This is a genomic window from Mycobacterium sp. IS-1742 (genome assembly GCF_001500125.1).
Lineage (GTDB): Bacteria > Actinomycetota > Actinomycetes > Mycobacteriales > Mycobacteriaceae > Mycobacterium.
Window position 1 is genome coordinate 74427 of the sequence record NZ_LQIV01000018.1, and the last position, 13974, is coordinate 88400.

The following is a 13974-nucleotide window of genomic DNA, read 5'->3' on the forward strand; positions in this document are numbered from 1 at the left end:
ACGGGAAGGAATGGCCTGACATGGCATACATTCGAGAGCGCGCAACGGGCAAGGTCGACAAGCGCGGCAAGCCGATAGTCAGCTTTCAGGTTGTGTGGCGCGAGCCGGTACGCGATGAGTTCGGTGCGCCGACCGGCAAGCTCAAGCAGACCTCGGAGACATTCGACACCGAGCGCAAGGCGAAGGCACATCTACGCAAGGTTGAGGACCAGCTGATACCGGCCGCGGCCTTGACCCGAGTTCGCAGAGGGCCAAGGCCAGTCAGCCCCTTGGAGAGTATGCGAGGCAGTACTTCGAATCGATGGCGGGCACTATCGACGACATCACCATTGAGGGCTACGCGAAGATCTACTGCGCCCATATTGGTCCCGTGTTTGGTAGTAGGCCAGTCGCTTCGATCACGACTGCTGACGTGACCGCCTTCCGCGCCGCGCTGCTGAAGCCACACAAGCGGCACCAGGGCAACGCCACGGTGGTCCGCTCTCCGAAGACGGTGAAGCACATTATCGGAACGCTTCGGCGCATCTTGAATACCGCGCAGGACGATCAAGCCATTGCCGCCAACCCTGTGATCGCGGGCCGCAGGTACACCACTAAGCGCCGCGCTGCCGACCACGGTAGGCAGCCGTTCAAGCATCGTCCCTTGACGGCCAATCAAGTAGCGTCGGTCGTCGATTGGATAGCCACAACGCGCGACGTCACCATTAGGGAGCGAAACGCCGAAGGTGTTCTGGAAAGGCGCACATACACCCGGCAGGGCAACGATATCTACGCGCTGGCGGTGCTGTTCGCCGCGCATACGGGTGTGCGCGCGGCCGAGCTTCAGGGCGTGCAAATCAGAGATGTAATCCTGAGCGAAATACCGGGCACGGTGGGGGGTATCCGCGTTGTGCGCACTGCCACGCGCAAAGGCCGCCAGTGGGTGTACGGCACGCCAAAGTCCGACGCAAGTTCGGATCGCGTAGTGCCGCTTGCGCCCTGGCTGGCCGATGACCTAAGGGACTATCTGACTAGGGTTCACCCGTTTGCCGGCAAGCACCCGCACGCACCGCTGTTTCCGGGCCGGCGCGACCGCCATACCTTCGACTGGGCGCACCCAGTCCACGCGGGCAACCTATACGAGCACTACCTGCAGCCCGCCTGCCGAGCCCTCAAGCTGGGCAACGTCCGCTTCCACGACTTGCGCCACACATTCGCCACCATGAACCTGAGCGCTGGCGAGCACTACATGCAGGTCTCCAAGTGGCTCGGCCACTCCACGTTCGTGCTGACGCTAACGACCTACGCGGACTACATCAACGACGATGACCAGGCCGCACCGAAGGTTGCCTGCGGCGTAGCCGAGACCGGAAAGGTAGTGCCGCTACAGCGGAAGGCGAACTGATACCGGCATGTCGGACAGCGGTGGGAACATAGTGGCGTGACTTTTTCGTTTCACAACCGACTGGTGCTGGGCGGCGCAGTGAGTGCGGGTCTGTTGGGGGAGCCCAACCCTGAGACGGGCCTTGTGGACATCACAAGCGTTGTTCTGGCGGACGACGGAGCGAATGGAGTTGTCGAGCTAAGCGGCCCCGCCGAAGGCAAGCCGATACAAGGTGCGCTGGAGTTAAGACTGACAGGACGGGGTTTTCCATCGTATGACGCCGCTTACGAGGCCGGTGTTGCGTGGCGGAACCATCTTACGATCGCATTCGCTCACTACTTGGTTGGCATCAAGATTGGACCTGCTGACAACTCCATTCACCATAGCTTCGGCACACCGTATTACCAGAGCCCTACGCAGCGGCGTTTGCGGGATGATCCCGGCTTGTTGGTCTTCGAAGCTGACAAGCCTAGTGGGGCGGCGGGTCTGTTCGCTGAAGGCTACGCTATGCAGGGCTTACACGGCTTAGTCACCTACACCCTCCCTTGGATCACTAGTCGCACCTACGAGATAACCCCGCAGCAGCTGCTGGCATACGGACTCGTGCACGCCGCCTACTTTGAGGACAACCCCGAAACGAGTTTCATCCTGTTGGTCACTGCGATTGAAGCACTACTACCGCCGCGCGAAGACTCCCCACGCGACATCGCTGAAGTGATCGACGCACTAAAGCAGCGTTTGGGTGAGATGACCGACATCGATGACGATTTACGGCAAGACGTTGCCGCGGCCCTGGAAGACGACAAGTTCGACCCAATTGGGCGCAGAGGCCGCCAGTTGGTCAGTTGTCTCGGTGCGGAGCGTTTTGCAGGTCAGAAGCCAAAAGACTACTTTTACGGCCGCTACAAGGTACGAAGCGACTTGGTGCACGGCACCGTTGATCGCCTCACCGAGTATCAACTCTCGAAAGAAGTGCCCGAGATGCGCCGCTTCGTTCTGGCTCTGCTCGGAGTCCTGGTGTTCGGTGTGCGCATGCCGGAACTGTGGACGGCCGAGAGCGTCGAAAGCGCTAACGCGGGAGACGTCAATCCTGCAGGCGAAACCAGTCCTTGACGGCCAGCCGAAGACGCGCGATTTCGTCCTCTGCAAGCGGTGAGCAATGAGCGATCGGCCCCCGGATGCTGTTGAGAAGGGCCATAACTCTGTCCACAGCTTTCACGCTGGAGAACGTCTGCCCGAAGTGAGTCCAGTTCTTCTTGATGATTTCGCCGAGTTCGCCAAAAGTAGAGTAGTCAAGGAACTCGTCTGATCGGGGCGTGAGTGCGTTATCCACTTCTTTCTGCCGCCGCTCTTCGCACTTGTCTTTGATGACCTGCGGAACGTATTGAGGATCCCACCAATTCTTGTCCACAGCTGTCATCGTGTCGATAATCTGGCGCCGAATCGTGTTCTCCAGCGAATAAAATACCTCATAGTGAGGTGCCATCTCTGCCGCCTGGCTGCGGATATCTGCTTCAATTTGCGGATAGTACGCATCATCTTTGGCGACCTTCGCCATGTGTCCGCGACCAAGGTCTAGTGCGAGTTCGGTTTCCACGCGATCCAAGTCGTGCTCAAGAAGTTGGTTTGAGACCCCGAACAACTTCAGCAGTTCGCCGCTGTTCAAAGCAGGTGCTCCTTCAAACTCTTGAAGATGGCGTTAAATACTGCAATATCGGAAGTCGGTGGGAGATTGAGGTTTATCGTGTAGCCGAGTCGAAGTTCACGGGCCCCACGGTTCTCTTCGTCCTCGGTAACCTGCCCCTTCTTCTTTGGCGGTGCAGCTTCCTTCTTGTCCTTGAGCTTGGCGTCGAAGTCAGCGAACGCTTTTAACGCCTTAAACGAACCAACCGCAGCCTTCACGGTGTTGGAAGATTCCTCCCAACCGGTCGCTTGGACAATCACCCCGGCGAGGTCAGTGTCGTTCAGCTCGTGAGCAAATTCGTTGATCTCGTAGAGGGCCGCGTAGCCAGTGCGCAGGGCTTCGGCGGCAGCAGCACCCGATTGAGACGTATTGCGGAATTGGGTGTAGAGGTCTGTTGGCTTACCGTCGCTATGTAAGAAACCCGTCCGTTTGAGGAAAGGGATCACCGGCTTTGGCGTTCCACCCTTGAGGCCCAACTTGGTGCTAAGGAAGTCCTGGGTGAAGCGTTCCGGCGTCGCTGCCGACTTGATGCCATCCAGCGCCTTTGTGATCGAGCCATAACCGTTCACGTACGGAATTTGGCTGGGTGTAGGTGCCACAAATCCCCCTGTTTGACTCGATCCATTAGGCCGGACAACCTCGAGACTAGGACAGCATCCCGACTAGTCGGCGGAGAAAACGCGCGGCGGGTAGCACTAGTTGGTGACGCGACGGCCCGACAATTTAAGTCACATGACTGCTGACGCGGCGCTGACGTTGAAAGACACGCGGCCGGTACCGCTCATGGGTTCGAGGCGGAAAGCGCCTCTGAGCTGGAATTTGCTTGGTGCCCCCAGTCGGACTCGAACCGACACTGTGCGGATTTTAAGTCCGCTGCCTCTGCCAATTGGGCTATGGGGGCGTCGGGGTCAGACCCTATTGCATGGCCTCGCGCCGCCGGTGGCGTCACCGTATGTTGACGCCGCACACCGAACACGCACAGGAGCTCCGATGCCGATCAACCTGATCAACCCCGAGGGACTTCCCGCCGTCGACCTCTACCACCAGGTGTCCGTGTCCACCGGGTCGAAGCTCGTCTTCCTCGCCGGCCAGGTCGCCCGCGACGCCGCCGGCGCGAAGGTCGGCGAGGGCGACTTGGCCGCCCAGGTCGAACAGTGCTATCTCAACGTCGCCACGGCACTGGCCGCCGCCGGCGCCACCTTCGACGACGTCGCCAAGCTGACCGTCTACCTCGTCGACTGGACTCCCGACAAGATGCCTGCCCTCGCCGACGGCGTCGCGCGCGCCGCGGCGAAACTCGGCATCACCGCGACACCGCCGCTGACCGGTATCGGCGTCGCGGCACTCGCCGAACCCGACATGCTCGTCGAAGTCGAAGCCACCGCGGTCATCGACTGAGTCAATTCCAGCCTCACGACTGCATCAGCGTCGCGGCATCCAACGAGAGCACCAGCGCCGGCCGCGGATACCGCAGGCGAGCGCACGCCTCCTCCGCCGCCAACTGCAGGTGGTGCAGTCCGCGTCGGAGCTCTTCCGGACCGCAATCACCCCGCCCGTATCCAGATAGGCACGCCCGCGTCAGGATCACCCCGTGCGCCCGGCGCAACCGCGCCATTTCCTCGATCATCCCGCGCACCGCCTCGGCCGCCTCGGCGTCGGTGTCGCTGACACGGCACCGCAACCCCACAACGTCCAAGCGCCCCAATGACATCAGCGACGCCGCCAGCGACTCCCCCGTCCCCTCGCTGACGTCCACCACGACCCGGTGCGCCGCGGCCCGCCGGCTCGCCAGCAACAGCACCTCCGACCATCCACCGATCACGAATCGCCCGACACCTGCACCGGCCGCGGCGTCAACCGCCTCGACATCCCGGCAGTGTGCCGCCACCCTCGAGGCGGGAAGTCCCGCACGCAGAGCCATGTGCAACTCCGCAGCGCTCGCCACGTCGACACCAAGTCCGCGCCGACGGACCCAGTCCGCCACCGAAGCCGTCGTCAACAGCTCGGCGGGCACATGTAGCGGCGTCCCACGTAACGCCCGGTGGCACACCGCATGGCGCGGCAGTTCTCGTGAACGGCGAAATGTGATCATGCCGTCGATGGTGTCGGCGCCACCTTCCACCACCCTGTCCGGCGGCTGTGTATCCGGTGGCGACAGGCAGACCCGGCAACTGGCCGTGCTCCGGAAACTGCTCGCGCGAAACAACGTCGGCGTCTTGAACCGCCGGCCGGCCGCTCGGTATAGCGTGCCGGTATGAGCGGCTATCGAGACCTGTTCAGGGCCAGCATCGACGATCCCGAGACGTTCTGGGCGGAGGCCGCCCGAGCGGTCACCTGGACCAGGGAACCCACCCGCGTCCTCGATGACTCCAACCCGCCGTTCTACCGCTGGTTCCCCGACGGGGAGCTCAACACCTGCGCCAACGCGCTGGACCGCCACGTCGAGGACGGCCGTGGCGAGCAGGCCGCGTTGATCTACGACTCCCCCGTCACCGGCGCCAAACGCACCTACACCTACCGCGAGTTGCTCGATCAGACCGCGCGGTTCGCCGGCGCACTACGCGGGCTCGGCGTCCAGAAGGGCGACCGCGTCGTCATCTACCTGCCGATGGTCCCCGAAGCGTTGATCGCGATGCTGGCGTGCGCGCGCCTGGGCGCGGTGCACTCCGTGGTGTTCGGCGGATTCGCCGCTCACGAACTGGCCGCCCGCATCGACGACGCGCGGCCGACGGCAGTGGTGTCGGCGTCCTGCGGTGTCGAACCCACCCGCACCGTCGAGTACAAACCGATGCTCGACGCCGCCCTCGAGATGGCCGAGCACAAACCGCGCGCATGCGTGATCCTGCAGCGCGAACACCACCGCTGCGAGCTCACCGACGGCCGTGACCACGACTGGACCGAACTGGTCGCCGGGGCCGACGCCGTCGACCCGGTGCCGGTGGCCGCCACCGATCCGCTCTACGTCCTCTACACCTCGGGCACCACCGGTAAGCCCAAAGGCATCGTCCGTGACAACGGCGGACATGCCGTCGCGCTGCTGTGGAGCATGCGCCACGTCTACGACACCCAGCCCGGCGACGTGTACTGGGCCGCTTCGGATGTCGGTTGGGTGGTCGGCCACTCCTACATCGTGTACGCGCCGCTGCTCCTCGGCGCGACAACCGTTCTCTACGAAGGCAAGCCGGTGCACACGCCCGACGCGGGCGCGTTCTGGCGGGTCGCCGCCGAGTACGGCGTGAAAGCGCTCTTCACCGCGCCCACGGCCATCCGCGCGATCAAGAAGGAGGATCCGCACGGCCAGGAGATCGGCCGCTACGACCTGTCGAAACTCGTCTACCTCTTCCAGGCGGGCGAGCGGCTCGACCCCGACACCTACCAGTGGGCGTCGGACAAGCTCGGCATCCCGATCATCGACCACTGGTGGCAGACCGAGACCGGGTGGGCGATCGCCGCGAATCCGATGGGCGTGGAACCCATGCCGGTCAAGCCGGGGTCCGCGACGGTGCCGATGCCGGGCTACGACGTCCGGATCCTCCGCTCGGACGGTACGGAATGCGGTCCGAACGAGGAGGGCGCAATCTGTGTGAGGCTGCCGCTGCCTCCCGGCACGCTGCCGACGCTGTGGGGTGACGACGACCGCTACATCGCGTCGTATCTGCGGGCTTTCCCGGGTTACTACCTGACCGGTGACGGTGGCTACATCGACGACGACGGCTACCTGTTCGTGATGGGCCGCACCGACGACGTGATCAACGTGGCCGGCCACCGCTTGTCGACGGGGTCGATCGAAGCCGTGCTCGCCGCACATCCCGCGGTGGCCGAGTGCGCGGTGATCGGCGTGGCCGACGAGATCAAGGGACAGGTTCCGCGCGGGTTCGTGGTCCTCAAGAGCGGCGCCGACGCCGGGGGGCTCGAAGCGGAACTCGTGGCCGCGGTCCGCGACAACATCGGTGCGGTGGCGTGCCTGAGGCAGGTCGACGTGGTGCACGCGCTGCCGAAGACGCGTTCGGGCAAGATCCTCCGCAAGACGATGCGCGGCCTCGCCGAAGGTCGGGACGAACCGCTGCCCTCGACGATCGAGGATCCGGCGGTGCTCGACAAGCTGCATCCGGTGCTCCGCGACAAGAGGTAGCGCCAGCCCGAAAAAACTTGCGCCACACTGGCTCCAGCCGTCACAACCGGACGGGGTTCTGTCGGATCTTCGAACTAGTGTTCGAAGCATGGATGGGGACTTCAGCGCCGCGGTCGACCGGCTGCGGGCGGCGGTCGCCGACCTGCAGACCGCGCCGATCGACGGCCTGTCCCACCCGCAGGTGGTGGCCGAACTCGACCGCATCAAACAAGCCGTCTGGGCCGTGCCGGCTGTGGAGCACCGGCTCACCGCCAGGCTGACCGACGCCGACCCGCATCAACTCGGGGCGACCTCGATCCGTGAGGTGTTGGCCAACCACCTACGTATCTCGCCCAAAGACGCCCGCAACCGGATCACCGACGCCGCCCAACTCGGCCCGCGCTACACGATCCACGGCGAGCGCGTGCAGACCGAATTGGCCCACACCGCCGCCGCGGTCGCCCGCGGCGACATCGGGACCGCGCATGTGCGGGTCATCCAGGACTTCGTCAGGAAGCTCCCGGTCTGGGTGTCCTATGAGCGTCGCGACGACTACGAACGCGACCTCGTCGGCCACGCCGTCGCGTTGCGCCCGGATCAGTTCAAGCAGGTCGCCGAAACCCTGCTGGGGTTCATCGACCAGGACGGCACCGAACCCGACCACCAGACCCTGCGACGCCGCCGCGAGATCCGGGTGGGCCGTCAGCAGGCCGACGGGATGAGCCGCATCGAGGGCTGGCTCACGCCTGAAGCCCGCGCCCTGTGGGATGTCATCGCCGCCAAATACGCCGCCCCCGGCCAGAACCTTCCCCACGACGACGCCGCCACCGGCCGCGACGACCGCACCGCCGGCCAACGCCACCACGACGCCCTCACCCGCGCGCTCGGCGACGCCATCGCCTCCGGCTCCCTGGGCCGGGTCGCCGGCGTACCCGCCAGCATCGTCGCCACCGCCACGCTCAGCGAGCTCGAACGCGCCGCCGGCTGGGCCCACACCGGCGGCGGCAACCGCATCCCGATGCGCGACCTCATCCGCATGGCCGGCCACTCCCGGCACTACCTGGCGGTGTTCGACGACCACACCGAAGAAATCCTCTACCTCGGGCGCGCCAAACGCACCGCCACCACCGCCCAACGCCTCGCGTTGTTCGCGAGGGATCGGGGCTGCACCCACCCGCACTGCACGGTGCCGTTCTACTGGACCGAAGCCCACCACACCGACGACTACGCCACCGGCGGCCAAACCAACATCGACACCCAAACCCTGGCCTGCCAACCCGCCAACCTGCTCATCGAGAAAACCGGGTGGACCACCGTGCGCCCCGGCGACGGCCGCACCCACTGGATCCCACCCGAACACCTCGACACCGGCCAACCGAGAATCAACAACCACTTCCACCCGCAGCGCTACCTCACCGATCGCGACGACGAGGCGGCGGACGACGGTCCCGATAACGGGCTGTGAGCGAGTCAGCGCGCCTTGCCGAGCGCGTTTGCACCACGCCGCCCTGGGTACGCGTGCCGCCGTCCACGTCAGGGAAGGAGTGACCATGACATACAACGAACCGGCGAAGACCGGCGGAGCGATGGGCAGGTTCACGACCGCGCTGCAGAAAGCGGCGGCCGCAGTGGGTGCCGTATTCCTGCTCGTCGGCATACTCGGGTTCATCCCCGGGATCACGACGAACTACGACACGATGAAGTTCGCCGGCCATGAGCCCGAGGCCGCACTGCTCGGCATCTTCGACGTGTCGATCCTGCACAACCTCGTCCACCTGGCCTTCGGTGTCGCAGGTCTACTGTTGGCCCGGACCTGGAGCGGGGCACGCGCCTACCTCATCGGCGGTGGTGTCATCTATCTGCTGCTGTTCGTCTACGGCATGGTGATCGATCGCCACAGCAGCGCGAACTTCGTGCCGGTAAACAACGCCGACAACTGGCTGCACCTGGTGCTCGCCATCGGCATGATCGGACTCGGGTTCGCACTGAGCCGTCGCGACACCGCGCACACAGCGGGTCGAGCAGCGCCCCCGACCGCCCGCTGACGCGGCGATTCCCGGGCGGCACCGGTTAAGCGGTGGGCCGCCCGGGTATTGCTGCTCTGCAGGTCAAGGAGGCGAGCCATGGTGAAGCGACCCACGTTGATGGCCGTCCAGGGTGCGGCGCTGATCGTCGGTACCGGATACCTCCTTCTCGGCGCCCTCGGTTTCCTCCCCGGAGTCACCACGAATCACGAGAGCCTCCAGTGGGCCGGTCATGGGTCCGACGCGCTGCTGTTCGGTGTCTTCGCCGTCTCCGGACTGCACAACGTGATCCATCTCCTGCTCGGCGTCGCCGGAATGGCCTGCGCGCGCACGTACGCCGCGTCGAGGGCGTACCTGCTGGCCGGCGGCATCGCCCTTCTCGGCGTGTGGATCTACCGCGCCGCCTCAGGGCACAGCGGGATCACCGGTGTGTTCCCCCTCAACCGCGCCGACAACTGGCTGCACTTCGCACTCGGCGTGGTCATGCTCGTCCTGGCTCTGACCCTTGCCGCACAACACGATCCGACCAAGCCCCGGCCGCGTCCACGCGCCAGGTCCCGCGCATAGCCGTGAGGCACCGGACCGCACCCGGCTTCGTGAACCGTTGCGCACCGGGTGAACGGACCGCTACATTCCGCCGATGATCCCCGAGTGGCACCTCGGCGCCGTCTCGGTGCCGGTGCACGGCGTTTTCGTGGGTCTGGGTGTCCTCGCCGCGCTCGTCGTGTTCGTCGCCGAGGCCCGCAGGCGGGGGGCGGTCAACGAACAGTCCGTCGTCGCCGCGGCCGGAGCGCTCGTCGGAGGCGCGATCGGCATGCGGCTCTCGGGCTGGGTCCGGCACCTCGACGTCACCGGCAATCCCAGCCTGGCCGAGGCGTGGCAGTTCGGCTCCCGCAGCATTCTCGGCGGCCTCCTCGGCGCCTACCTGGGAGTCCTTGTCGCCAAACGGATCGGCGGCTACCGCGGCAAGACCGGAGACCTGTTCGCCCCCGCCGTCGCCCTCGGGATCGCCGTCGGGCGGATCGGCTGCCACCTCACCGAAGCACCCGGGCGTCCCACCACGATGCCTTGGGGAATTCACGCACCGGCCACCACGCCGGACTGTCCGGGATGTCTCGCCGGCCAGCCGATGCACCCGTCATTCCTCTACGAGATCGCTTTTCAGCTCGCCGCTTTCGTCGTCCTGCTGTGGCTGCGCCGCCGCATCCACCACCCCGGCGAGCTGTTCGTGCTCTACATCGCCGGCTACGCCGCCTTCCGCTTCGCCGTCGAGTTCACCCGCGCGAACGAGACGGTGTGGCTCGATCTCACTCGGCCGCAATGGTTCCTGCTGCCGTCGCTGGTCCTCATCGGAATTCGGCTGTGGTACGGCCACCGCCGCGGTTACTATCGCTCCGCAGCCCACCAGCAGGAAGTGCCCGCATGACACATCCGCCCGGTCCGCCGTATCCCGGCGGCTACGGCTACCCCCCGCCACCGGCACAGCCGCCCAAGAAGATCTCGATCGGCATGGTGTTCGTCGGCGCGCCGGTGTACATCGCGCTCAACTCGCTGTTGGGATTCATGGCATTCGTGATCGCCAGTTCATCGACGGATTCGGCGAACATCATCCTCGGGGCCGCCGCGGTCTTCCTGGCGCTCATCGCGTTCGGTGGGGGCGCCGCCCTGCTCGCGGTGCGCAGCCCGCAGGCCAAGGGCGTCGGGCTGGGGTTGATGGTCGGCTGGGCGCTGGTGTCGCTGGTCACCGTCGGCATCTGCACCGGCATCAACCCATCGCTGTATTCGACATGACGGCCGGCATGGGTCTGCGCGGGGACCGCCTGCACCGGTACGTCACCGCGTACTGTCCGCGCTGCCACGACGAGGCGCCCGAGCGGCCGCTGTCCGACGTGGAGCGGCTCAGCGGCCGGCTCGTCGAACGCGACGGTCGCATCTGGCTCGAACGCGGCTGCCGCAGCCACGGTCTGGTGCGCACCCTCTACGACGAGGTACCCGAGATCCTGTCCTACCTCGAAGAGTGGACGGCGCCCACGAAGGTCCACACCCCCGACGTGCCCGGCAATTTCGACCCGATCCCGCAGGCGTACCTGCGCGGCCTGCCGGAGATGCAGACCCAGCACACCTGCATTCTCCTGCAGGACATTTCCGACACCTGCAATCTGCGCTGCCCCACCTGTTTCACCGAATCCTCACCCGACCTGCGCAACGTCGTTCCCGTCGCCGACGTGCTGGCGAACGTGGACCAGCGCCTGCAGCGTGAGAACGGCCGCCTCGACGTCGTCATGCTCAGCGGCGGCGAACCCACCCTCCACCCCCGCCTGCCCGAGCTGATGGCGGAGCTGGTCGACCGCCCCATCACGCGAATCCTGGTCAACACCAACGGTGTCCGCATCGCCACCGATGACGTCCTGCTCGACCTGCTGACCAACCACCGGGAGCGCGTCGAGGTGTATCTGCAGTACGACGGGCTCTCCGAGGCGGCGCACCGGCACCACCGCGGCGGTGACCTGCGACGCCTCAAAGCGGCGGCACTGCAACGGTTGTCGGAGCGGGAGATCTTCACCACCCTGGTCATGACGACCGCGCTGGGCGTCAACGACGGCGAGATCGGGGATATGGTCCGCCTCGCGCTGGACACGCCCTACGTCGGCGGACTGACCATCCAGCCGCAGTTCGGTTCCGGCAGATCCGGCGACATCGACCCGCAGCACCGGCTCACCCACACCGGGGTGCTCGACCGGCTCGGCCCGCAGACCGGCGGCGCGGTCACCTGGCGCGATCTCACCGCGCTGCCGTGCTCACATCCACACTGCTGCTCGGTCGGCTATCTGATCCGCGACGACAACGACCAGTGGCGGTCGCTGGTCGGGCTCATCGGGCACGACAGCCTCAAGGAGAAGCTCGGTCTGGTGGCCAACCGCATCGCCGACTCCGAGATCCCCCGGCAATTGCGGGTCGCGGTGCAGGAATCGCTGCTCGGGCTGCTGTCCGAACAGTCCTCGCTGTCGCACCCGCAGATCGGCGACATCTGGCAGATCATCTGCCAGAGTTGCGATCTCGGCATGTCGACGCTGCTGACACTGGCCTCGTCGGCGCTGCCGGGCCGGCGCCGCAAGGTCCGCCGGCTCCTCGGCGAGCGCGTCGTCCGCATCACGGTCAAACCGTTCATGGACATGTCGACGATGATCGAGGAGCGCCTGGTCCAGTGCTGTGTGCACGTCGGCACCCGCAGCGATGCGGATCAGTGCGCCCCGTTCTGCGCGGTGCAGGCGTGGCCCGCCCTTGCGCGCCAACGCCTTTCGGCGACGGCGGGCGCCGCGCTGCCGATCGTGGCGGTGCGCTAGGCGATCGAGAGTGCGATGCCGTCGAGGATGTCGTGTTCGCTGACGACCAGTTCGTCGATCCCGCCCCGCTCTCCGAGTTCGCGCGCCAGTTCCTCGACGATGATCGCGCCGCCGCCGATCACGTCGACTCGGCCCTCGTGCATCGGACCCAGCACCGCCCGCTGCTGGCGCGTCATCGCGATCAGCTCGTCGCACACGCCGAGCAGCGACCGGAACCCGACCCGCGACAGGTGGATCGCGTCGGAGTCGTAGGTGGTCATCCGGTGCGCCAGCGCCGCCAGCGTCGTCATGGTGCCCGCCACACCGACCCAGGTGCGGGCGCCCTGCACCGGAACGTGGCGCAGCGCCTCGACGAGCGCGGCGCGGATCACCTCCCGCGCCGTCGCGACCTCCTCGGCGGTCGGCGGGTCCGAGTGCAGACACCGTTCCGTCAACCGCACACAGCCGATGTCGGCCGAGAAGCTCGCGTCCACGTGCTCGCGGCCCACCACCACCTCGGTCGAACCGCCGCCGAGGTCGACGACGACGAACGGCCCGTCGGCCGGGTCGAGCTCGCCCACCGCACCGCGGAAGGACAACTCGGCTTCCTCGGTGCCGGTGATGACCTCCGCGACCGCGCCGTCGACCACCTCGCCGAGCACGTCGGCGGTCATCTGGAAGAACGCCTCGCGGTTGGCGACATCGCGGGCCGCCGACGTCGCGACCATCCGCACCTTCGCCACCTCGTGCGCGTGCATCAGCTCCGCGTACGCGGCCAGCGCGGCCTGGGTGCGGGCCAGGGCATCCGGCGCGAATTCGCCTGTGGCGTCGACACCTTGACCCAACCGCACGATGCGCATCTCGCGGTGCACATCGGTCAGCCGTCCGTCGGCCTCGTCGGCGATCAACAACCGGATCGAGTTGGTCCCGCAGTCGACCGCCGCCACTCTCGTCACGCGCTCCCCCACTTCGTCGGATCCAGAATGCCCTGCATACCCGGTTCGCCGGCCAGGATCGCCAGCGCCTCGTCCCCGAACGGGTTCACCCCCGGCCCCTTGGCCAGCGAGTGGGCGATCACCACGTGCAGACACTTGACGCGGTCGGGCATCCCGCCGCCGGAGAACGTCGTGCCCAGCGGTTCGATCGCATCGCGTTCGGCCAGGAACGACTCGTGCGCGCGTCGGTACGCGGCCGCCAATTCGGGGTCCTGCGAGAGCCTTTCGGTCATCTCCCGCATCAAGCCCTCGGATTCCAGGCGACTCGCCGCCGCAGTCAGCACCGGATGGGTGAGGTAGTACAGCGTCGGGAACGGGGTGCCGTCGGGCAGTCGCGGCGCGGTCTTGACCACGCCGGGCTCACCGTTCGGGCAGCGGTAGGCGATCTCCAGGACACCTCGCGGCTCGCGGCCCAACTGCCGCGCGACGGCGTCCAGATCGCTGCGCTCAACCGGGGGGGGGGGGGGGTGGTCG

At 66.3% G+C, this 13974-nt stretch carries 14 protein-coding genes, 1 tRNA gene and 1 pseudogene; 10 read left to right on the forward strand and 6 right to left on the reverse strand.

What is annotated here, in order from left to right; genetic code table 11:
• The first annotated feature begins 20 nt into the window (after positions 1 to 20).
• Both AU196_RS13080 and AU196_RS13085 read left to right on the forward strand, forming a co-directional pair.
• Positions 21 to 1384, forward strand: a pseudogene (locus AU196_RS13080) (tyrosine-type recombinase/integrase).
• 36 nt (positions 1385 to 1420) lie between these two features.
• A complete protein-coding gene (locus AU196_RS13085; RefSeq protein ID WP_157546293.1) occupies positions 1421 to 2476 on the forward strand; it encodes a hypothetical protein in 1056 nt (351 codons plus the stop codon).
• Here AU196_RS13085 and AU196_RS13090 read toward each other — a convergent pair.
• From AU196_RS13090 to AU196_RS13100, 3 genes are all read right to left on the reverse strand, one after another.
• Entirely contained in the window at positions 2448 to 3029 is a 582-nt protein-coding gene (locus tag AU196_RS13090) for a Swt1 family HEPN domain-containing protein (RefSeq protein WP_059095497.1), read from the reverse strand. The genes AU196_RS13085 and AU196_RS13090 overlap by 29 nt on opposite strands.
• Positions 3026 to 3616: a DUF5343 domain-containing protein gene (locus AU196_RS13095; protein WP_059095498.1), complete on the reverse strand. Its 591-nt coding sequence runs from the start codon at positions 3614 to 3616 to the stop codon at positions 3026 to 3028. The genes AU196_RS13090 and AU196_RS13095 overlap by 4 nt, the downstream gene beginning before the upstream one ends.
• A 255-nt stretch (positions 3617 to 3871) precedes the next feature.
• Positions 3872 to 3948, reverse strand: a tRNA-Leu gene (locus tag AU196_RS13100).
• A gap of 89 nt (positions 3949 to 4037) precedes the next feature.
• Between AU196_RS13100 and AU196_RS13105 the strand changes: the two genes are divergently transcribed.
• Positions 4038 to 4445 (forward strand): RidA family protein, encoded by a 408-nt coding sequence (locus tag AU196_RS13105; protein WP_059095499.1) that lies wholly within the window; start codon positions 4038 to 4040, stop codon positions 4443 to 4445.
• 13 nt (positions 4446 to 4458) lie between these two features.
• Here the strand turns inward: AU196_RS13105 and AU196_RS13110 are convergent, their stop codons facing one another.
• Positions 4459 to 5139: a type III PLP-dependent enzyme domain-containing protein gene (locus AU196_RS13110; RefSeq protein WP_059095518.1), complete on the reverse strand. Its 681-nt coding sequence runs from the start codon at positions 5137 to 5139 to the stop codon at positions 4459 to 4461.
• A 162-nt stretch (positions 5140 to 5301) separates the two neighbouring features.
• On the opposite strand from AU196_RS13110, the gene AU196_RS13115 reads away from it, so the two are divergent.
• The 7 genes from AU196_RS13115 (at position 5302) to AU196_RS13145 (ending at position 12526) form a co-directional block, all read left to right on the forward strand.
• Positions 5302 to 7179 (forward strand): propionyl-CoA synthetase, encoded by a 1878-nt coding sequence (locus tag AU196_RS13115; protein WP_059095500.1) that lies wholly within the window; start codon positions 5302 to 5304, stop codon positions 7177 to 7179.
• 88 nt (positions 7180 to 7267) lie between these two features.
• Complete coding sequence (locus AU196_RS13120) at positions 7268 to 8623, forward strand: HNH endonuclease signature motif containing protein (protein WP_059095501.1); 1356 nt, start codon at positions 7268 to 7270, stop codon at positions 8621 to 8623.
• Between the two features lie 85 nt (positions 8624 to 8708).
• Positions 8709 to 9203: a DUF4383 domain-containing protein gene (locus AU196_RS13125; RefSeq protein ID WP_231737553.1), complete on the forward strand. Its 495-nt coding sequence runs from the start codon at positions 8709 to 8711 to the stop codon at positions 9201 to 9203.
• Between the two features lie 78 nt (positions 9204 to 9281).
• On the forward strand, positions 9282 to 9749 hold the full coding sequence (locus AU196_RS13130; protein ID WP_059095502.1) for a DUF4383 domain-containing protein: 468 nt from the start codon (positions 9282 to 9284) through the stop codon (positions 9747 to 9749).
• A 73-nt stretch (positions 9750 to 9822) separates the two neighbouring features.
• Positions 9823 to 10608 (forward strand): prolipoprotein diacylglyceryl transferase, encoded by a 786-nt coding sequence (locus AU196_RS13135; RefSeq protein ID WP_059095503.1) that lies wholly within the window; start codon positions 9823 to 9825, stop codon positions 10606 to 10608.
• The gene (locus tag AU196_RS13140; RefSeq protein WP_059095504.1) at positions 10605 to 10973 is read left to right on the forward strand and encodes a hypothetical protein; all 369 of its coding nucleotides are present in this window, start codon (positions 10605 to 10607) and stop codon (positions 10971 to 10973) included. The genes AU196_RS13135 and AU196_RS13140 overlap by 4 nt, the downstream gene beginning before the upstream one ends.
• On the forward strand, positions 10970 to 12526 hold the full coding sequence (locus AU196_RS13145) for a radical SAM protein (RefSeq protein WP_157546296.1): 1557 nt from the start codon (positions 10970 to 10972) through the stop codon (positions 12524 to 12526). Before AU196_RS13140 ends, AU196_RS13145 begins: the two co-directional genes overlap by 4 nt.
• Here the strand turns inward: AU196_RS13145 and AU196_RS13150 are convergent.
• Both AU196_RS13150 and AU196_RS13155 read right to left on the reverse strand, forming a co-directional pair.
• Positions 12523 to 13461 (reverse strand): Ppx/GppA phosphatase family protein, encoded by a 939-nt coding sequence (locus tag AU196_RS13150; protein WP_059095521.1) that lies wholly within the window; start codon positions 13459 to 13461, stop codon positions 12523 to 12525. The genes AU196_RS13145 and AU196_RS13150 overlap by 4 nt on opposite strands.
• Entirely contained in the window at positions 13458 to 13937 is a 480-nt protein-coding gene (locus AU196_RS13155) for a DUF501 domain-containing protein (protein WP_059095505.1), read from the reverse strand. Before AU196_RS13155 ends, AU196_RS13150 begins: the two co-directional genes overlap by 4 nt.
• Positions 13938 to 13974: the final 37 nt, after the last annotated feature.